This is a genomic window from Streptomyces sp. NPDC005574 (genome assembly GCF_040605435.1).
Classification (GTDB): domain Bacteria; phylum Actinomycetota; class Actinomycetes; order Streptomycetales; family Streptomycetaceae; genus Streptomyces.
Genome location: NZ_JBEXCW010000024.1, coordinates 29,987 through 47,748 on the forward strand (window position 1 = coordinate 29,987; position 17,762 = coordinate 47,748).

The following is a 17,762-nucleotide window of genomic DNA, read 5'->3' on the forward strand; positions in this document are numbered from 1 at the left end:
GGGCTACGGGGCTACGGGGCTACGGGGCTACGGGGCTACGGGGCTACGGGGCTACGGGGCTACGGGGCTACGGGGCTACGGGGCTACGGGGCTACGGGGCTACGGTAGGCCGGGTCCGTCCGCCATGACCGCCGTACCGGAGAACCGATGCCCGCCTCCCCCACGATGGACTCCGACGAGAGCGCCGCGACCACCGGTGCTCCGGCGCCGTCGACTCCGGCCGCACCGCCGGAGGCCGCGCGCTCAGAGGGCGTCCCGTGGGAGGCCGTACCGTCGACGGGCGTGCCCTCGGAGGCCGTGCCCTCGGAGGCCGTGCCGTCGGAGGCCGTGCCATCGGAGGCCGTGACGTCGACCGCCCTGCTGTCGACGACCGTGCCCTCGGAGGCCGTGACACCCCTGATCCGGGGGATCGCCGTTCTGCGGGCGCTGACCGAGGCGGGCGGGACGCTGAGCCTGAGCGGGCTGGAGCGGGCCACCGGCCTCGCCCGCTCCACCGTCGACCGGATCACGTCCACACTCGCGCGCGTGGGATACGTCCGTCCGGACGGCCGGGACGCGATCCTCACCCCCCGCGTGATGGAGCTGGGCAACGCCTACCTGGCCGCTCTCGGCCTGCCCGCGCTGCTCGACGCCCACGCGGACGCCCTCGCCGACGAACTGGACGAGTCGGTGTCGCTGGCGGTGGCCGACGGCGACGGCATCCGCTTCATCCACCAGGCCACCCGCCGCCGCGCGATGTCCCTGAGCTTCCGCATCGGCGACCTGCTTCCGGCCGAACGCACCGCGCCGGGACCGTTGTTCGCCGCCGAGTGGACCGGCGAACAGTGGCACCGCTGGCACGAACGCCGGGCGGCGGACCCGAAGGACGAGAACTTCCCGGCCGTACCACCACACGAACACGCCACGCCGGACGGGGAGTTCGAGCGGCGAGCCGTGCGCGCGGGGCGGGACGGCTGGGCACTGGACGACCAGCTGATCGAGCCGGGCCTGGTGGCGGTCTCCATGCCGGTACGGGACCCACGGACCGGCCAACTCGCCTGCGTGGCCAGCGTGGTGAGCCACACGAGCCGGCACACCGCGCCGGAGCTGCGCGACACCCTGTTGCCCGGACTGCGGGTGACGGTACGGCGGATGGAGACGGAGCTGGCGGCAGCGCCGGCGACCCCGACCTCCCCACCGGTGCCGGCGACCGCGGGTCTGGCGACCTGGACGGGCGCGTCGAAGCAGGCACTCGGCAGGGAGTTCGTGGAGTCGCTGGCCCGCGGCCTGACGGTACTGACCGCGTTCGGCGAGGGAAGGGCGACGCCCACGCTGACGGAGGTGGCGAGAGCGACCGGCCTGGCGCGGGCGACGGCACGCAGGGCGCTGATCACGTACGAACACCTGGGCCTGGTGAGGCAAGGACAGAACCGCACCTTCCACCTGACCCCGGCCGTCCTGTCCCTGGGCTTCCCACCCCTCTCCCGCACCTCGCTGCCCCGGATCGCGACCCCGCACCTGGAGGACCTGGCGGCCCGCATCCACGAGTCGGCGTCGCTGGCGGTCCTGACCCCGTCGGGCGAGGAGGTCCAGTACACGGCCCGGGCGGCCACGAGCCGCGTCACGAGCGTCAACATCACGATCGGCACCCGTCTGCCGGCCCACGCGACGTCACTGGGCCGGGTCCTGCTGGCGGATCCGGCCGAGGGCTACGCCCTGGTCGACGGAGAACTGGAGGAGGGCCTGCGCGCCATCGCGGTCCCGGTCCGCGACCGCAGGGGCAAGGCGGTCGCCGCGGCGAACATCACCGTCCACGCGGCCCGCCACACGGCGGCGGACTGCGTCGCCAACCTCCTCCCCGAACTGCTGACGACGGTCACCCGCATCGAGGCGGACCTCCGAGTGGCAGGCCACTTCACCCCCGTCCCCCCGACCTGATCCCCTCCCACCCCCACCCCACAGATCCGGTACGCTGACGCATGTATCACTGCCTTCGTAGCTCAGGGGATAGAGCACCGCTCTCCTAAAGCGGGTGTCGCAGGTTCGAATCCTGCCGGGGGCACCAGGCAAAAGGCCCCGGACCGATCATGGTCCGGGGCCTTTGACATCCACTTTTGACATCAACGCGGGCGGTCACTCACGATCGGGCCGCCTCTTGAGCAGCCGATCCATGTGGCTGATGGCCTCGCGCTGGGTGTCCTGCACGACGTGCGTGTACACGTCCATGGTGATGCTGATCTGGCTGTGCCCGAGGATCTCCATCACGACGCGGGGAGCTACCCCGGCAGCGGTGAGCAGCGTGGCGCACCCGTGCCGGGCGTCGTGCAGCCGGATCACGCGGAGGCCGGCGGACTCGGCGACCCGGGTGAAGGAGCGGTACACGTTGCGCGGCTCGATCGGACGGCCGGTCCGGGTGGCGAAGACGTAGCCGCCGTCATCCCACGACTCCCCCGCACGCTGCTTGGCAGCTACCTGCCGCATCCGGTGCCAGCGGAGCGGAGCAATGCACATGGCCGGGAGCGGAAGGGCACGGTTGCGGCGGTTCTTGGTGTCGTCGTCATAGAGGACCCCGCGCCGCCGCTGCGTCTGCTGGCGGACGTACAGGACGCGCTTGTCCAGGTCCACATCGGTCCAGCGCAGACCGACGAGTTCACCCCGCCGCAGCCCCATGGCGATAGCGAGCACGAAGGCCGCGTACAACGGGTCCTTCCGGGAAGCGGCGAGGAAGTCCAAGGTCTCGTCGAGCGTCCAGGGACTCAGCTCACGCGACGAGGCCCGAGGCGGCTCGACAAGGCCCGCAACGTTCCGCGCTATCAGCTCTTCCCGGCAGGCAGCGGACAGGGCCGTACGCAGCACCCGGTGCGACTCCTTGGCCGTGGCCGCTGTGGTCCTGTTCTCCAGCTGGGTCAGGAAGCGCCGGACGTCGGCGACGCCGAGGGATTCGAGCCGCTTGGAGCCGAGCATGGGCACGAGGTAGAGCCTGACGTGCGCCTCGTACTTGTCGTACGTGCTGAGCTTCCGACGAGGCTTGACGATGTTGTCCAACCAGTAGGGCAGCCAGTCGGAGAGCTTGGCCGAGCGGGTGGGCACGGGCACGCCCTGGTCGACCTTGGCGAGCAGCTCACGACGCTTGGTGTCGCACTCCTGCCAGGTCTTGCCGTACGCGAACTTGCGGGCACGGGTACCGTCCGGCTGGAGGACGTAGACCGCGCACTGATAGCGGCCGTCCTTGCGCTTGGTGATGGTGCCAGCGCCGTTGGGGTTCCGCCTGCGTTGCTGGGCCATCAGGCCGCCGCCTCCAGTTCGTTGGTGATGTACTCGCGGACAGCCCGCGCCGGAATGCGGCGGCACCGACCGATGGTGATCGAGGGCAGGCGACGGGAGCGGATCAGGTCGTAGACCGTGGACCGCCCGAGCTTGAGGCGCGCCATCACGTCGGGCACGGTCAACAGCTCGTCGTCACGCATGAGTTGGCTCTCCTTCTGTGCCGGGGGCGGGTTCGAGGGTTTCGGCGAGCCAGGTTTCGGCGTTGGTGAGGCCGGTTCCGGCGTAGACCCAGTGGGCGAGGACGAGGGTCGTGTCCGGGCCGGTGTGGGTGTCGGAGGCGGCTTGGGCGCGGCGCCATTCGGCTCGGGCGTCGCGGAGGGCGCCGAGGGTGGTGGAGTAGCGGCGGGACTTGGTGGAGAAGTGGCCGCGGAAGCCGAGCATGTGGGCCCAGGCCCGGAGCCGGAGTTCTTCGAGTTCCTTGCGTGCGCCGAGGGTCCAGGCGGTACGGATCAGGCGGCGGGCGTGGTCGCTGATGTCGAGCTGGGCGAGTTCGGCGAGGAACTTGAGCGGACGGTCGAGAGCTCCCGTGGCAGTCTCGGCACCTTTGGTGGCGTACTTGGCGATGTAGGCGGCGACGGCCCGTTCAGTGAGTTCCTGGCCACCGTCGAAGTCGGCGGAGCGGATGGTGCGTACGTCGAGCTGGCGGCCGAAGGCGAAGGTGTGCGCGCGTCCGTCGATGACCGGGCCATCCACGTGGACGTTGGCAGCGGCGGCGCGGATGGCGTCGGTGAGGAGTTCGGCGGTTGCCCAGGCGGGTGGCGGGGTGTCGCCGCCTTCGGGGCCGTCGATGCGGATGACGGCGTGGAAGTGGACGGCTCCGCGCTTTTGGTACTCGGCGACCTTGGCGAAGGACACCCGGGCGTACTGGCGAAAGGCGCGCTGCGTGAGGCCGGCGCGCTTGGCAACTTCCCGGCGCAGGTAGGTGGAGAAGCGTCGCCAGAGCGGTCCGGTGTGTGCGTTCCACAGCACGGCGGCTTCGTAGTCGTAGGTGTCCGGGTCGAGTGGGGTGCCGAGGGCGGGGTCGTCCTGGTCGTGGAGGGTGCCGCAGCGGCAGGGGCGGATGGTTCGGGCCGGGCCGGTGGGGCGGTTGTGGACCGGGCCGAAGCCGGGGGCGGTGAAGGTGGCGAAGACGCGGGGGTGGGCGGCGACGCGTTCGGGGACGCCTTTGCCGCCGCGCAGGCCGGAGGTGATCAGGTGGAAGGTGTCGCGGCGGTAGACCTCAGCGCAGGCGGCGCAGCGGGTCGTGCGGCGGTTGTTGCAGCGGACCAGGAGGTGACCGGCCGGGAGGCTGGAGGAGTCGAGGTGGTGGAGGGCGTTGCCGATCTCGCCGGTTCGGGTGTTCAGGTCGTACTCGGTGCGGTGGCCGTCGAGGCGGATCGGGTGAGTGCAGCCGCCGAGGCCGGAGAGCTGCCGCAGGAGCGCGGGCATCGTGCCGAGGGCGGCCAGTTCGCCGAGTTCGTGGAGCGGGGGCGGGGTGGCGCGGGTGAAGATGGTGGTTCTCCTTCTGGCTTCGGTCAGGAGGGGCAGGGCCCCCGGGGCAGCGGATGCTTGGCGGTATCAGGGCCGCCCCGGGGGCCTGGTGTGTCAGCGGCGGTGCTGGTCGCGGAGCATCGAGCGCAGGACCACGGCGGCGACGGCGACAGAGATGGCCGTGACGGCGACGGCAGCCAGGAGCGCGGTCAGCACGACTCCGCCAACGAGGACGGTCGCGACCGCTCCGGTGCTGACGGAGATCTGAGGTGCCGGGCGCCGCACGGTTGCGGGGTCGGCCACGGTGTGGGTGTGGGCGGGCGGCGGTGTCGGGGTGTCGGGGTACTTGGGCAGGAACACGGCCGGGTTCTCCTTATCTACTCGTCTAGTCGTGTGAGCCATTTATGACGTCCACGCCGGAGCGCGTACCGGACTCGATGGCCGGGGCAATGAAGGTGTGCGAGAGCCAGAAACCGAAGAGAGCGACCAGGACGACGATCCAGGTACGGACGCCGAGGAACTTGACCGCTCCCCAGGCGAAGAAGCCGAGGACGAAGACGAGCGGCAGGCTGACGGTCACGGTGTGCGGGTCCTTTCAGCGGACGGGGCAGCGGTGAGTGCGGGCCGCGAGTTCGGCGGCGGCACGGCTGTCGTAGTCGGAGGAGAAGCCACAGCGCGGGGCGGTGCAGGCGGCGGTGTGCTTCTCGCGGCCGCGACCGTCGTAGGACGTGCCGACCTGGACGGGGCCGATGCGGGTGACGGAGCGGAAGCGGCGGTTGGCACTCACGTGGGTCTCCTCTCAGAGGTGGGCGGCGATGGCGTCGGCCATCGGTGCGGGGACGCCGAGCCGGGCGCGGAGGGTGGGAGTGTCGATCGGCGTCCCGGTGCGGGTGTGGTGCTCGGTGGCGACTTTGCGGGCGTGCTCGACCAGGGCGGCCGGGACGGAGACGGCGGGCGGAGGAGCGGGGGCAGGCGTCGGCACAGCGACCGGTGGCGGCGGGAGCTCCGATACGGGATCGGGCGCGTCGTCCTGGTCCTCGATGTCCTCGCGCTCCTGCGGGAACTTGACCTGCTCGCCCCGGCCCTCGCTGGCGTCGATCTCCTCGGTCACGTTGTGCGCGGTCGGTGTCGAGTGGGCGAGGAGGGTTCCGCCGAGGAAGGCGATCGCAGGCCAGCCCGCGACGAGGATGCGGAGCCAGGCCGGCACGGCGTTCAGGTCGAGGAGTCCGGCGGTGGCGACGTTCGCGCCGAGGGAGGCGGCGAGGGCGATGACGAACCAGCACCACCCGGAGGCTTTCGCGTCTCCGGTCCGCAGTCGGCGCCAGGCGGCGACGAGCAGCAGGTCGACCGAGATCGGGTAGGCCCAGGCTTTCCATCCGTCCTGTCCGGCCGCCGATGCGACGTCGTGGAGGTGGGCGAAGGACAGGGCGGCGGCGATGACGGCTTGGACGAGCACCGCATCGATACGGGCCAGTTGGGCGCGCATGCTGCGGCTCCTTCCGGGTTCAGGCATGGCAGGGGTAGGGACGTGGCGCGAGACAGTCACGCCAGCCGGGGTGGGAGAGGATGCGGCTCAGTCGGTCACCGGTCGGGGCTGCACGACCGGGGCCGGGGACTCAACCGGTCGTACGGGCACGTCGGGCCGGAAGGGCTTGAGCGCGGGCAGGTCGGGGACCAGGTGGGCCGACGCGTGGCAGGTCTCGGCGGCATCGGCGAGGGAGAGGTACGGGGTGCGGATGCGGGACCAGCCGCCGGAGGTGTCCCCGGCGACGGCGAGGCCGGGCCGTTCGGGGGCAATGGCGCAGGCGGCGGAGACCGCTTCGGGTGCGATGTCGCCGAGTGCCATTTTGGCGGAGGCTTCGTCGTTGACGCGGTGGCAGACGCGGCCTGTGAGTTGGGCCCGGAGCATGGTGGCGCCCTTGCCGAGTTCGGCGCCGAAGCGCTGGCCGCACACTTCCAGGTAGATGCCGGCGGCGCGGCCGAGCTGGGCGAGGCGGATGAGCTGGGTGACCATCTCGTCCCGGCGTTCCTCGTCCTTGCGTGTGGCGACGAGGAAGAGTTCCGCCACTTCGTCGACGAACAGCACGATAGGGACGGGGCGTTCGTGCTCGGGCAGTCCCCAGATGTCGGAGGTGATCTCCTCGTCCGCAGTGGTCGGCGCGATGCCCTGCCGAGCCTTGATCAGGTCGTAACGGTCCTCCATTTCCTTGATGAGTACGGGCAGCAGTTCGGCAGCCTGCTCGGGGTCGGTAGCCAGCGCCGACAGCCGGGACGCGAAGGGAGCCAGCTCCACACCGCGCTTGCAGTCGATACCGACCAGCGCGACGGACTGTCGAGCGAGTCCGGCGACGAGGTGCCGCAGGTACATCGACTTGCCCGACAGCGTCGCGCCGAGCGTGAGGCCGTGAGGCACGGTCCGGTAGTCACGCACGAAGGGAGTGGCGTCCTCCCGCAGCGCCACCGGGACTTTCAGGAACCCGTCCGCCGCCTTGCGCGGCATCCGGACCTTGCGCAGCACGTCGAAGCCGACGAGCCGCAGTTCGACGACACCGGGCTTGAGTGTGGTGACGTAGACGGCGTGAACTCCCCAGGCGTGCCGCAGCCGTTCGGCCGAGGCGGCGACGTCGGCGGGTTCCTGGCCCGGGGCGAGCCGCAGCCGAAGCCGCAGTCCGGTCGACGTGGGGCGGACGATTCCGCGACGCGGCGGGACGGGTCGGACCTCTCGTCGGGTGGTGGCCTTGACCGCCAGAACCCGCAGTCGGGACGGAGCGACGGTCAGGCCGCAGGCTTCCATGACCGAGCTGTACGAGCTGAGAAGGCGGGCCGTGGATATCGGCAGGCCGACCGTGGACCAGTAGAGGCCGGGGTGGTTGGCCCGGGCGTAGGCAGCCCCGCCGCCGAGCGCGGCGACAGGACCACCCACCTCCAGAAGCGTTGCCAGGTCGGTCATCAGGCCGTAGCCCCCATGGCGGCCGGGAACGCGGCCGGAGTGACGGCGGCGGCGCGGAACGCGATGCCGTGCCGCTGCTGCCCGTTGAACACGCTCTCCCACGGCCGGGCAATGAGCCCCGGCAGCGAGATGGGGGCACCGAGCGCGAGCCCGTCGGACACCCCGCTCTCCGGAACGGTGACCTTGATCAGGGACGACTCCCCCTCCTCGATGTAGACGACGCCCATCGTCATCAGTGCCTCGCCGCTGACGGCGTCCTTGGCGATCTCGCCGGTCTGCCGGTCGCGGACCTTGGGCTCGGGCGCCTCGGTCAGCAGGATCGTTGCGGCCGAGGTCTCCACACGGATGGTGCGCAAGATACTTCTTCCCATCTACTCGTCTATACAAGATGCAGCCTTCGAACCCGATCTCCGGGAACGATGACCACCCTGCCACACAACTTGCCCACTCGTCTATACGAGTATGCCTGCTGGGGTGTACGAGTTCGGGAAACGGCCCCGCGCACCACCGCCGGTCAGGCCCTCACGTCGCCGGGAGCTGGTACGACAGGACGTAGGCGTCCGCCGCCATGACCGTGTCACAGACCTCCACAGCCCGCCCTTCGGTGTCATACGCGGTACGGATCAGGTGGATCACGGGCACACCGGAGGCCAGCCGGAGCGTCTTGACCTCGGTGGGCGAAGGCATCCGGGCGCGGATCTCTTCCTCGAAGTGGTCGAGGTGGTGGCCCAATTCTTCGAGGCGGGCGTAGATGCCGCCAGGACCGGGATTGGGCTCGGCGATCTGCGTACCGCGGGCGATGTCGAGCGGCAGGTAGGAGGTGGCGAATTCGACCGGCCGCCCGTCGAGCAAGTACCGGCGCCGACGAGCGAGCACACGCCGCACCGAACCGAGCCGGGTCGAGATGTCCTGACTGGCCTTCTCTTCCTTGACCTCCAGACTGTCGACCTGTGGGTGACTGCCGGCGGCGTCGGCCTCGACGATGAACGCGGACTTGCCTTGCTCGCGATGGCGCCGGGCGAACCGGTCGGAGGCGAGCCGTCGCACAGGTGGCCGTGGTCGCACGAAGACGCCCTTGCCGTGCTCGGCGTGCACCAGGCCCTCGCCCTGAAGGATGGAGAAGGAGTTTCGAACGGTCATACGGGAAACCCCGTAATGCTCGACTAGCTCCGCCTCGGAGGGCAGCTTTTCGCCCTCTTTGAATCGCCCACGGTCGATGGCCTCGCGCAGCTGGTCGGCGATCTGCCGGAAGACCGCACGATCACTCGTGGGGTCGAGATCACCGAGAAGGCTCGGAAGAGACGTCACGTGTACTCCTTTAGGTATCTAGACGAGTGGGCGAGTGTTGTTGCTACGGTGGAGAGCCTAGCCAGCTGAGAGGGCCGAGGAACGTGAGCACTGACCGTCCGCACTCCGTGAGCGTCGCCGGAGTCATCGTCGACGACCAGGACCGCGCCCTTTTGATCAAGCGCCGCGACAACGGCCACTGGGAACCCCCGGGCGGAGTCCTCGAACGCGAGGAAACCATCCCTGAGGCCCTCCAGCGCGAGGTTCTCGAAGAAACCGGCATCAAGATCGCGCTTCCCGCGACTCTGACCGGCATCTACAAGAACATGAACGGCTTGATCGTCTCGCTGGTCTTCCGCTGTACGGCCGCCGACGGCACACCCACCACGGGGGACGAGACCCGCGCACTGCGCTGGGCCACCCGTGACGAAGTCACCGAACTGTCCGACGAGGCGTACGCGATCCGCGTCCTTGACGCCTTGGACGCGGCAACCCCGCCGGCCATTCGCGCCCACGACGGCGTGAAACTCGTCTAGCCCGAACCCGCTGCACATGGCGGCCTACCTGCACGAAGGAACTTGTATGCACGAGTATACGAGCACCGCCCGGGTCTGGGGGCTCACTTGCCCAGGTTTCCCGGAAGAGGTCAGCCGGGCCCGCCGCTGGACCCGCGACATCCTGCGCGGCTCCCCTTTAGCCGAAGACGCCGAACTGATCGTGAGCGAGCTGAGCGCGAACGCGATCCTCCACACCGCCAGCGGACTGGAGTCCGGCAGCTTCCACCTGGCCGTCGCCGTCTCAGCGCAGGTGGTCGCCGTGTCGGTGACGGACGACGGAGGCACGGGCATGGCCCCGAAGGTCGAGCACCAGGACCAGGAGGCGGAACACGGCCGGGGGCTGGGCATGGTCAGCGTGATCGCACACCGAGTGGTGGTCCACGACAGCGACGGCGGCCACACGGTCACCGCGGAACTCTTCACGGGTCCCCGCCCGGGAGGCCACGCGTGCTGATGGACAAACCGCAGCGTGGCTTCTGGTGCGAGTGCTGGACCGAAGACGTCACCGAGGGGACGCAGCCAGCGCTTCGGGGTTCCTTCGACGCATACTCAGCACCCCAAGCCAGCAGATGGGTAGCGGTCGCCTTGCGCACCATCTCTCCAGCACTCGACCCCGACGCGTCCGACGAAGCGTGGGAGTGGCTCTACGAGGGCCGCATCGAGACGCGACGGGCTCTGTTACGCGAGGAGCCCTGCACGGTGTCGGTTACCCATGCCTACACGCGCATCACTTGGACGATCCGCCCGGTGCTGTTCCTGCCACTCGCCCACCGCCAGAGCGTCGAACTCCCAGCCTGCGTAGACGACTACAAGCCCCACGCGACCGACTGAGTTACAACTTTCTCTACTGGTTCAAGGCGGCCCGCCTACGGCGGTCCGCGCGCGCTGGCGGCCGGGGGCCGCCGCCGCTCCCTGTCTCCGCCACCGCTGCGCCGGCCCCCGGCCACTCAGCGCGCAACACCGCCAAGGCAGACAGCCAGGCCAGGAAGCAACTCGCCCAGCCCGAGCACCAGGACCAGGCCGAGCCCGACCAGGCACGACCCCGCCGTCCGGATGGCGGCCGTTTCGAAAACGGGAAGCGTGGCTGATGCCGGTGCGGGGTTGCTGGAGACATACGTGACGGGTGCTCGTTCGGCGCACGCGCCGCCGTGGCTGACTTTCGGTGGCACAGGTCAGAACCGTGCGTCCAATGACTGGCCTTCAACCGCTCTCCTCTCCAACTCAACGACAACCGACGGGGGTTGTGCCCGCACCCGGATCCGAGCACGCCGAGCGCCCCGGTACCATCGGCACCGGGGTCCTGATCAGGGCTTCCACGACCGGACCACCCGGAATGCTGTCCAGGCTGAGGGTGGTCCGGTCTTTTGTTGTTGGCGTCCGCGTACGTGACGCGAGACGAGTTGGGGCTTCGGGATCAGATCAGGGCTTTGCCCACCTCATAGATGGAAGGGCGATCCCCCGGCGAATGGCTGAGCATCGCTTCGACCAGTTCGCCCAGCTCACCGGGCACCTTCACGGGCCGACGTCGCCCGTTGGCCACTGCCTCTCTCTGCACGGAGCGCGGAGCGTCATCCGGGTACTCGACCGCCCGCCAGCCCGTGGCGGAGATGAGCAGCGAGGCCCCGAGTGCGTAGATGTCGGCTTCCGGCGTCGGCTCTGCCTCCCCGGTGTCGAGCACACTGCGCGCGATCTCTGGTGCTTCGTAGTGGACGAGGCAGCCGCGGAACGGAAAGTCGTACCCCGTGGGTACCTGTCCTCCCTGGGCCAAAGCGAGGTCAATGAGGTGGGTTCGCTCCGGCCCGACGATGAAGTGCGCGGGCTGCACATCACCGTGAGCCCAGCCCCGCACGTGCAGATCAGCCAGGGCCTCGACACATCCCAGCGCCACGCTGGTGTGGGGCTTGATGGACGAGCCCGCCTTACGACATGGCTCCCACAGCCTGTAGAGGTCCGGCCCTTCGTGCCACGGCTGAAAGTTCCATGTACCGCGCTCCCATTCGCCGTACGCAACGGTGTCGAGCCCGAGGCGATGCAGGACAGCGCCCTCGCGTGCGGGCGCGAGCGCGGTCCAGGGCTGGGCGGTCCACTCGGCCGTGGCCTCGATCGGGTAGCCGAGCTTTACCGCGAAGTGGCCCCGGTGGCTCTCCACCTCCCACACCGAGGAGCCTCGACGATTGATGACCATGCGCTGAGTCGTGGGCATGAGCGCGTCGAGCACCACGATCGGCAGTTCAGGGGTTGGGCCGGACAAGATCTCTTCTCCCTCCGGGCGAGCGCGGCCGACCACGAGTCGAGGCCGGCCGCGTCGCTGTTGTCGTGAGCTACGCCTGACCGTACGGTCGGCCACAGTCCGAGTCGCACTGTGCGAGGTTCGTGCCGTCCACGGTCCACAGCTCCTCGAGGACTACGAACCCGGCCGCCTTCATGGCGCGAGCCGAGGCAGCGACCTTCTCCAGGTCGCGGCCTCCTCCACCGGGCTTCGGGTTGTGGTGCAGGAATCGGCCCGCGTACCGCTCGCACAGTCCGGCGTATTCCTTCGTGTGCAGGATGAGCGCGTGAAGGCCGTGGTCGACGTCGTCGGACGGGACCATGGGCACGGTGGCGGTCGCCGCCGTGACGAGGAACGCGACCGCCTGATCCGCGATCCGCTCAGCGCGCTCGGGGGACTGCCCGTTGTGGATGACCACGAAGCGGGCAACGCTCTCGAACAGCTCTTCGCCAGCCACCGCGCGACCGGTCCTCTGATCGTTGGCTGTTGCCGTCATGTGCAATCTCCTCAGGTGAGGTGGTGCGAGGCATGTACAACCCGTCCCGATCGGCGAGCTCGGCTCAGAGACGATCGGGAAGCGGGCTTGGAGGCCGGCCCCGGACGGGGACGGGGGAGCCGGGCGGTCGGCACCCGTCCGGGGCGGCCGGTCTACTGGCCGGTCCCGAGGGCCATGCCGATCACCAGACCGCACGAACCGCTGATGCAGATGATGAACAGGACCCCGGCATACCGGCCGATGGCGCGCATCACAGAGGGACCTGACTGTCGTTGTTCCGCACGGCCAGGCGTGCGCTCAGTTCCTCCCGCGCACTGGGTGCCACCACGCTGCCCGGCATGGCATCCCACTCCTTGCCGCCACGGACCGGCCGCATCTGCACGCGGCCACCGATCTCACCCATGACGACGCCGATACGCCCGGTGTCACTGTCTTTCGCCAGTTCACCGATGACTGGTCTGGTCTGCTGATTGCTCGCCATGCCCACGAGCATCGCGATCCGGGTACCCCTGCCAAAAGGTCAGGCTGATTACCCAACTTGGGTAATATCGCGGGAAGTAGAGAATCCGCGACGTTGCGTAGCCCTCGCAGTGTGGGAGCTTGCCCAATGCCCGACGCCGACCGGCCGCAGGAGCTGCCTGCCCGGCTGCTCACCGATCCCGAGATGATCAGTGCGTGCCGGGTACGGGACTTCGGCAGAGTCTTCCGGCTCGTGAAGACCAGAGCGGGCATCTACCCGTCGATGATCGCGAGGCGATGCGAGCTGACGCCCAGCCGTGTCGGCGAAGTGATCGCGGGCCGCCGCCAGCTGCTGCACATGGACGTTGTCGAGCGCATCTCGGACGGCCTGCGCATCCCAGGGCACATGCTCGGTCTCGCCCGGCGTCCGTGGGAGACGCCTCAAGCTCTCGTCGTCACCGAGCTCGAAGCACCCCAGGTGCCAGAGCCGGAGCAACAGGCTCCCGCGTCTCTAGCGGGCCCCGATGTGGACAGCATTCTTGCGCTGACCACACGAACCAACCTCAGTGCAGCCACACTTGAGGCTTTCCGTTCCTCCATTGAGGACTACTGGCGACGGGACGATCAGCACGGCGGGGAAGCTCTCAGGCCGGCCATCGTCGGTCAGCTTCGTTATGTGGTCGGACTCCTGAAGGAAAACCGGCCCCCAGCCATTCAGAACGGCCTGTACGGAATCGCGGCCGAGCTTGCACGCCTCACCGGCTGGACCTACTTCGACGCCCGCCAGTACAACCAGGCTCGCGCCTACTTCACCGAGGCACTGCGACTCGCCAAGGCCGTCGACGACCGGCAGTTCATGGCCAACGTCCTTGCCTGCATGAGCTTGCAGGCGACCTATCAGGACAAGCCCGCGGACTCCCTCGCACTCGTGACCGCCGCCCAGGACCAGGCCCGTTCAGCCACCGACACCACCCCGCGCGTCCTGTCGATGCTCTCCATGCGGGAGGCATTCGCTCACGCCACGCTCGGCAGCCAGACGTCCACTCACCGGGCGATCACGGAAGCGCACCACCAGTTCGAGCAGATCCAGGCGCACGACCCTGACCCGTCGTGGGTGGCCTACTTCGACGAGCCGAAGCTCATCGTGGACACCGGCATTGCCCACGGCCGACTGGGCGAGGCCGCGAAAGCTGAACCGTTGATCGCGGACGCCTTGCGCAGGGAAGCCCACACCAATCAGCGCGGCCGCGCGTTCCACGCCTTCTGGTTGGCTCGTACGCAGCTGGACCAAGGCAAGCTCGACCAGGCGTGCCACACGGCCACCCAAGCTCTGGAGCCCGCATCGGCGGTTGCTTCGGAGCGAGTGTCAGGCCACCTCAGGGAGTTCTACGACCAGTTGGCCCCGCACAGGCAGGAGCCCGTAGCCCTGGCCTTCGAGGCACGGCTACGGGAGCTCCTGCCACCGGTCACCGGGTCGCTTCATCCATGAGCACGTACAGCAGGCCGACAAGGGATCCGCTGCTGACGATCTCGCGGCGGTCGATCATTCCGCGTATCTCGCTGAGCGGGATCCACTCGATGCGGTCGGACTCGTTCTTCTCCGTGGGCGGGCCCTCGTAAGTCGCCCCGTCCGCACGGAAGACGTGGTGCTGAGAGTCGGTGATCCCGTTGGCCGGCTCGGCGTAGATCAGAGGCTTGATGGGCCCAGGCCGCCAGCCCGTTTCCTCCAGCACCTCTCGCGCCGCCGCCTCCTCAGGAGTCTCCCCCTCCTCGACCAAGCCCATGGGCAACTCCCAGGCCCAGGAGTCCGTGATGAAGCGGTGCCGCCACATCATCAGCACCTCCTGGCGGTCGTTGACCACGGCGGCCACGGCCAAGTGCCGCAGGCGCACGACGTGGTACTCCCACCTGCGCCCGTCAGGCTGTTGGACGTCGACCAGACACAGATTCACCCAAGGGTTGGTGTAGATCTGTCGCTCACCGTGGGTCTTCCACTCCATACCTGCGGCCCCTCTCGATCGGTCTTCAGGATCTCAGACCGATCCGATGGCGGACGCAACTTCGTCCCTTTCACGTCAGCATGACGAGATGTTTTCATGAGCAGCCCGCACCATGGGGAGAAATGCCCTATTTGCGGGGCTTGATGGCGGCATAGGCATCGAAAGTACGTGCGACTTTCTCTCTGATCACAAAAACCCCAAGCGTCGCACTTTGCCTCACAGTATTCTCAGTCTCCCAGGGCCAGCATGCCGTTCGATGGAGAAGTAGTGAGTACGGAATTCGCAGCATCGGATGACTTGAAGCTTGACAAAGCAGCGTCGAGCGCGAGCCAGAAAGTTCCCAGCCTGCGACTTCTGAGTTTCGCAGATCTTGCTACAGACATCGACAAGTTCCTTTCGGCTGCACGCCTACCGGAGAAGAAGGCAGCGTGGCAAAAACTTCGCGACTTGACCGTCGAGCTGAAATCTAAGTCCGAGGGTCGGCGGGACCCGGCATCGGGGAATCCGTGGCATCTCACCTCCGTAATGGTCGTCGGCTATCAGGGTGCTACGAACCAAGTAATAATGAAAGTCGACCCTTCGCCGGGTGTGACGATCATTCATGGCCCAAACGGTTCAGGTAAGTCCACCATTGCGGATGGGGTTAGGACAGCCCTGGCGGGATCCACGAAATGGTGGACATCAGCTGAGCAGAAATCTTCCCGCTCGAAGGCGGAACCACTGTGGGAAAAGATTCATGCAGCGCGAGACGCCGAGAAGACGATGGCCGAGGTTGTTCTCTGCAGAAAGGGCGAAACGCTTGCACTTTCGTGTCTGATTGGGGGCGACGGGGAGGTAACTTCCCACAAAGCGCAGTGGACTTTGAACACTGGGGAAGTGGTGAACATCGACCTAAGGGAGACAGCCTGGAGTCATGCTCTCGCAGGTCACCCTCCCGTATTCGCCTATGCTGACATTGAGCGTCGAGTTCAACAGAGTAAGGACTTGCGTGAGTACATTGAAAATCTCCTGGCGTTTGGTGGATGTTTCGTCGTCCTGAGTGATCGCGTTACTGATCTCAGCGAAAAGGCGGAATTGGCCAAGAAGTGTATCGATGAGGCGGCGAAAGAAGCCAAAAGGAGAATCGCGCAAGTCGATGAGGTCAACGGCAAACTTGACCCTGGGGCAACCGTTTATGCTGTCAGTTGGCCCACGTGGATTTCTGATCTTGACGCATGGCTCAATGAAAACCAATTGAATGAGTCGGGAGGATTTCTCCCTCAAGTCACCGACAGGCATTCGAAAATACTGTCTGCAGCCTTGACGAGAACGGATGAGGCCTTTCGCGGTATTGATTCTTCGCCTGACTCGGTGAAGCGTAAACTTGCGAACTCGCTGCGTGGGTTTCACGTGCATGTGATGGACCTCGATTTCCCGGGAGCGGAGTGCCCGGTTTGCGAGAGCGAGCAATCTGACTGGCCATTGCGACTTCAAAAGAGTGTCTCTGAGCTTGCAGACTTGGAACCGCTCTATCTTGAGGCGGAGTCGTCGCTGAGCGAGCTTAAGAGGTCGCTTGTGACGGAATTTCGACAAGTGATCTCAGTTCTAAGTTCGTCGGCCACCCCTATTGTCACATCACAGGATCTCCTCGACCGAGCGCAGAGTCGCGCTGACGAACTCTGCCACGTATTGGATCGTTATGGATGCCAACCCACTGGCGTGGCCCGAAAAATGGTATTCGAGCTTCGTTCGGTACTGGAAACACATGACTGGTGGAGGGCATGCGCGGAGGCTGCGAGCCTAAGCGCGTTCGACAAGCAGTGGCGCTTGAAGCGAAGGGCTGCAATTGAGGACTTCGTTAGTACGTGGCGCGAGAACGTCGAGGTAGCGAACGAGCACCAACTCTGGAAAGCAATCGGTGCATGCCTAAAGGACCTCACGGGACATCTGCGCGATAAGCGCGCGCAAGATTTCACCGCGTTGGCCGGCGGACGAGTGAAAGCACTCTTGGATGATGCTGGGATCGTACTGGAGGACGTCCGGCTGACTACCCAGCGTGCGGAAGTCAAGGTTCACAATCCAGCAGGGCAGCCTCTTAGCCTATCTATGCTTAGCGCAGGGCAAAGAAATGCCTTCCTCCTTGCTCCTCTTCTTGCAACGATCGAGTCAGGGCCTTTTGGATTCTTGGTTCTCGATGACCCTGTGCACGCCTTCGATGACATTCGTGTTGACAGGCTTGCTGCTGTCCTTGCTGAAATCGCATCGAGGCGGCGGGTTATTGTTTTCACGCACGATGAGCGGCTTAAGGCACACTTGATGGCACGCTCGCTTGGCTGCCAATCGTGGGCGATTAGCCGAGATCTTGAAACTGGCGTGATCTCTCTAGAGTCCACGGATGAGTTGTGGCGAATGCTACTTGACGATGCTGAGGCCATTCGCTCCTTGGCGCCCAAGGTGTCAGTAAATGGCTATCTAACCGAGACTCAAATGATTCGCGGCCTTCTGCGTCAGGCCGTTGACATTGCCCTTCACCAAGCTGTCGTGCGAAACGCTCTGTCTGGCGGGCGCGACGTAGTTCAGGACCTCACCCTTCTTGATTCGTGTCAGAATACAGTGGCGCGCTTCGATAAGGCCGAGGAGGTAATCGTTGTACCTGACGAAAATAAGCATCCGGTACGTGAGGCAAAATTCAAATGCGGAATCTACTTGAAGATGTGGAACAATGCCGTACATGGGACGGCCACCGCGAAGAGCGAATTGAGATCAGAGATCGAAGTCGCTCGTAAAGCATGCGCAGATCTAGCGGGGTGCTGAACGGAATGACTCCGGGTGTTTCGTCCGCGTCACGTATTGAAGTACTGGAAATCAGACTGCGAATCGAGAGGGTGGCACTAGAAGCATATCGAGTCGTGTGCCAAGAGTCATCCACTTCAGTTACTAACAGAATTCCGGAGCGGTTGGCCTTCATTCTTGGAATGGTGTCGGAAGA

The 17,762-nt window shown here is 66.7% G+C and carries 20 protein-coding genes and 1 tRNA gene; 7 read left to right on the plus strand and 14 right to left on the minus strand.

Translation table 11 applies throughout. The annotated features are described in order from the left end of the window. Positions 1–147 precede the first annotated feature (147 nt). Complete coding sequence (locus ABZT03_RS17995) at positions 148–1,917, plus strand: helix-turn-helix domain-containing protein (RefSeq protein ID WP_356040240.1); 1,770 nt, start codon at positions 148–150, stop codon at positions 1,915–1,917. Between the two features lie 51 nt (positions 1,918–1,968). Further along, positions 1,969–2,044 (plus strand) — tRNA-Arg (locus ABZT03_RS18000). A 68-nt stretch (positions 2,045–2,112) separates the two neighbouring features. On the opposite strand, the gene ABZT03_RS18005 is transcribed toward ABZT03_RS18000, so the two are convergent. The 10 genes from ABZT03_RS18005 to ABZT03_RS18050 all read right to left on the minus strand — a co-directional run bounded on the left by ABZT03_RS18005 (position 2,113) and on the right by ABZT03_RS18050 (position 9,034). Continuing rightward, positions 2,113–3,264, minus strand: a complete 1,152-nt coding sequence (locus ABZT03_RS18005) for a site-specific integrase (RefSeq protein WP_356040243.1) — start codon at positions 3,262–3,264, stop codon at positions 2,113–2,115. After that, positions 3,264–3,446: a helix-turn-helix domain-containing protein gene (locus ABZT03_RS18010; RefSeq protein WP_031056340.1), complete on the minus strand. Its 183-nt coding sequence runs from the start codon at positions 3,444–3,446 to the stop codon at positions 3,264–3,266. The genes ABZT03_RS18005 and ABZT03_RS18010 overlap by 1 nt, the downstream gene beginning before the upstream one ends. Continuing rightward, entirely contained in the window at positions 3,439–4,734 is a 1,296-nt protein-coding gene (locus ABZT03_RS18015) for a replication initiator (protein WP_356040246.1), read from the minus strand. The genes ABZT03_RS18010 and ABZT03_RS18015 overlap by 8 nt, the downstream gene beginning before the upstream one ends. 156 nt (positions 4,735–4,890) lie before the next feature. Beyond that, on the minus strand, positions 4,891–5,136 hold the full coding sequence (locus ABZT03_RS18020) for a SpdD protein (RefSeq protein WP_356040249.1): 246 nt from the start codon (positions 5,134–5,136) through the stop codon (positions 4,891–4,893). A gap of 25 nt (positions 5,137–5,161) precedes the next feature. Next, positions 5,162–5,356, minus strand: coding sequence for a hypothetical protein (locus tag ABZT03_RS18025; RefSeq protein ID WP_356040252.1), 195 nt, complete (start codon positions 5,354–5,356; stop codon positions 5,162–5,164). A gap of 15 nt (positions 5,357–5,371) precedes the next feature. Next, entirely contained in the window at positions 5,372–5,563 is a 192-nt protein-coding gene (locus ABZT03_RS18030) for a mobile element transfer protein (protein WP_356040255.1), read from the minus strand. 12 nt (positions 5,564–5,575) lie between these two features. Continuing rightward, entirely contained in the window at positions 5,576–6,262 is a 687-nt protein-coding gene (locus ABZT03_RS18035; protein ID WP_356040257.1) for a DUF2637 domain-containing protein, read from the minus strand. 87 nt (positions 6,263–6,349) lie between these two features. Further along, positions 6,350–7,726: an FtsK/SpoIIIE domain-containing protein gene (locus tag ABZT03_RS18040; protein ID WP_356040260.1), complete on the minus strand. Its 1,377-nt coding sequence runs from the start codon at positions 7,724–7,726 to the stop codon at positions 6,350–6,352. Then, a complete protein-coding gene (locus ABZT03_RS18045) occupies positions 7,726–8,082 on the minus strand; it encodes a hypothetical protein (RefSeq protein ID WP_356040410.1) in 357 nt (118 codons plus the stop codon). Before ABZT03_RS18045 ends, ABZT03_RS18040 begins: the two co-directional genes overlap by 1 nt. A 166-nt stretch (positions 8,083–8,248) precedes the next feature. Next, entirely contained in the window at positions 8,249–9,034 is a 786-nt protein-coding gene (locus tag ABZT03_RS18050; RefSeq protein WP_030929067.1) for a GntR family transcriptional regulator, read from the minus strand. Positions 9,035–9,141: 107 nt separating this feature from the next. Here ABZT03_RS18050 and ABZT03_RS18055 point away from each other — a divergent pair, with 107 nt between their 5' ends. From ABZT03_RS18055 to ABZT03_RS18065, 3 genes are read left to right on the plus strand one after another with little or no spacing between them, the layout of a single operon-like run. Continuing rightward, a complete protein-coding gene (locus tag ABZT03_RS18055) occupies positions 9,142–9,549 on the plus strand; it encodes an NUDIX hydrolase (RefSeq protein WP_356040413.1) in 408 nt (135 codons plus the stop codon). Between the two features lie 46 nt (positions 9,550–9,595). Next, a complete protein-coding gene (locus ABZT03_RS18060) occupies positions 9,596–10,024 on the plus strand; it encodes an ATP-binding protein (RefSeq protein ID WP_356040264.1) in 429 nt (142 codons plus the stop codon). Next, positions 10,024–10,401, plus strand: coding sequence for a hypothetical protein (locus tag ABZT03_RS18065; RefSeq protein WP_356040416.1), 378 nt, complete (start codon positions 10,024–10,026; stop codon positions 10,399–10,401). Before ABZT03_RS18060 ends, ABZT03_RS18065 begins: the two co-directional genes overlap by 1 nt. Positions 10,402–10,984: 583 nt before the next feature. Here ABZT03_RS18065 and ABZT03_RS18070 read toward each other — a convergent pair. The 3 genes from ABZT03_RS18070 to ABZT03_RS18080 all read right to left on the minus strand — a co-directional run bounded on the left by ABZT03_RS18070 (position 10,985) and on the right by ABZT03_RS18080 (position 12,828). Continuing rightward, the gene (locus ABZT03_RS18070; protein WP_356040267.1) at positions 10,985–11,821 is read right to left on the minus strand and encodes a protein kinase; all 837 of its coding nucleotides are present in this window, start codon (positions 11,819–11,821) and stop codon (positions 10,985–10,987) included. Between the two features lie 70 nt (positions 11,822–11,891). Further along, on the minus strand, positions 11,892–12,335 hold the full coding sequence (locus ABZT03_RS18075; protein WP_356040270.1) for a hypothetical protein: 444 nt from the start codon (positions 12,333–12,335) through the stop codon (positions 11,892–11,894). Between the two features lie 250 nt (positions 12,336–12,585). Further along, positions 12,586–12,828: a hypothetical protein gene (locus tag ABZT03_RS18080; RefSeq protein WP_356040273.1), complete on the minus strand. Its 243-nt coding sequence runs from the start codon at positions 12,826–12,828 to the stop codon at positions 12,586–12,588. 114 nt (positions 12,829–12,942) lie between these two features. Here ABZT03_RS18080 and ABZT03_RS18085 point away from each other — a divergent pair, with 114 nt between their 5' ends. Then, positions 12,943–14,283 (plus strand): helix-turn-helix transcriptional regulator, encoded by a 1,341-nt coding sequence (locus ABZT03_RS18085; RefSeq protein ID WP_356040275.1) that lies wholly within the window; start codon positions 12,943–12,945, stop codon positions 14,281–14,283. Here the strand turns inward: ABZT03_RS18085 and ABZT03_RS18090 are convergent. Then, positions 14,261–14,794: an NUDIX hydrolase gene (locus tag ABZT03_RS18090; protein ID WP_356040278.1), complete on the minus strand. Its 534-nt coding sequence runs from the start codon at positions 14,792–14,794 to the stop codon at positions 14,261–14,263. The genes ABZT03_RS18085 and ABZT03_RS18090 overlap by 23 nt on opposite strands. 246 nt (positions 14,795–15,040) lie before the next feature. Between ABZT03_RS18090 and ABZT03_RS18095 the strand changes: the two genes are divergently transcribed. Further along, a complete protein-coding gene (locus ABZT03_RS18095) occupies positions 15,041–17,587 on the plus strand; it encodes an AAA family ATPase (RefSeq protein ID WP_356040281.1) in 2,547 nt (848 codons plus the stop codon). Positions 17,588–17,762: the final 175 nt, after the last annotated feature.

Excerpts from the sequence above, each read along its gene's own strand:
- ABZT03_RS17995 (WP_356040240.1), top strand. The coding sequence starts at position 148 with ATGCCCGCCTCCCCCACGATGGACTCCGACGAGAGCGCCGCGACCACC.
- ABZT03_RS18005 (WP_356040243.1), bottom strand. The coding sequence starts at position 3,264 with ATGGCCCAGCAACGCAGGCGGAACCCCAACGGCGCTGGCACCATCACC.
- ABZT03_RS18010 (WP_031056340.1), bottom strand. The coding sequence starts at position 3,446 with ATGCGTGACGACGAGCTGTTGACCGTGCCCGACGTGATGGCGCGCCTC.
- ABZT03_RS18015 (WP_356040246.1), bottom strand. The coding sequence starts at position 4,734 with ATGCCCGCGCTCCTGCGGCAGCTCTCCGGCCTCGGCGGCTGCACTCAC.
- ABZT03_RS18035 (WP_356040257.1), bottom strand. The coding sequence starts at position 6,262 with ATGCGCGCCCAACTGGCCCGTATCGATGCGGTGCTCGTCCAAGCCGTC.
- ABZT03_RS18040 (WP_356040260.1), bottom strand. The coding sequence starts at position 7,726 with ATGACCGACCTGGCAACGCTTCTGGAGGTGGGTGGTCCTGTCGCCGCG.
- ABZT03_RS18060 (WP_356040264.1), top strand. The coding sequence starts at position 9,596 with ATGCACGAGTATACGAGCACCGCCCGGGTCTGGGGGCTCACTTGCCCA.
- ABZT03_RS18065 (WP_356040416.1), top strand. The coding sequence starts at position 10,024 with ATGGACAAACCGCAGCGTGGCTTCTGGTGCGAGTGCTGGACCGAAGAC.
- ABZT03_RS18075 (WP_356040270.1), bottom strand. The coding sequence starts at position 12,335 with ATGACGGCAACAGCCAACGATCAGAGGACCGGTCGCGCGGTGGCTGGC.
- ABZT03_RS18080 (WP_356040273.1), bottom strand. The coding sequence starts at position 12,828 with ATGCTCGTGGGCATGGCGAGCAATCAGCAGACCAGACCAGTCATCGGT.
- ABZT03_RS18085 (WP_356040275.1), top strand. The coding sequence starts at position 12,943 with ATGCCCGACGCCGACCGGCCGCAGGAGCTGCCTGCCCGGCTGCTCACC.
- ABZT03_RS18090 (WP_356040278.1), bottom strand. The coding sequence starts at position 14,794 with ATGGAGTGGAAGACCCACGGTGAGCGACAGATCTACACCAACCCTTGG.
- ABZT03_RS18095 (WP_356040281.1), top strand. The coding sequence starts at position 15,041 with ATGCCGTTCGATGGAGAAGTAGTGAGTACGGAATTCGCAGCATCGGAT.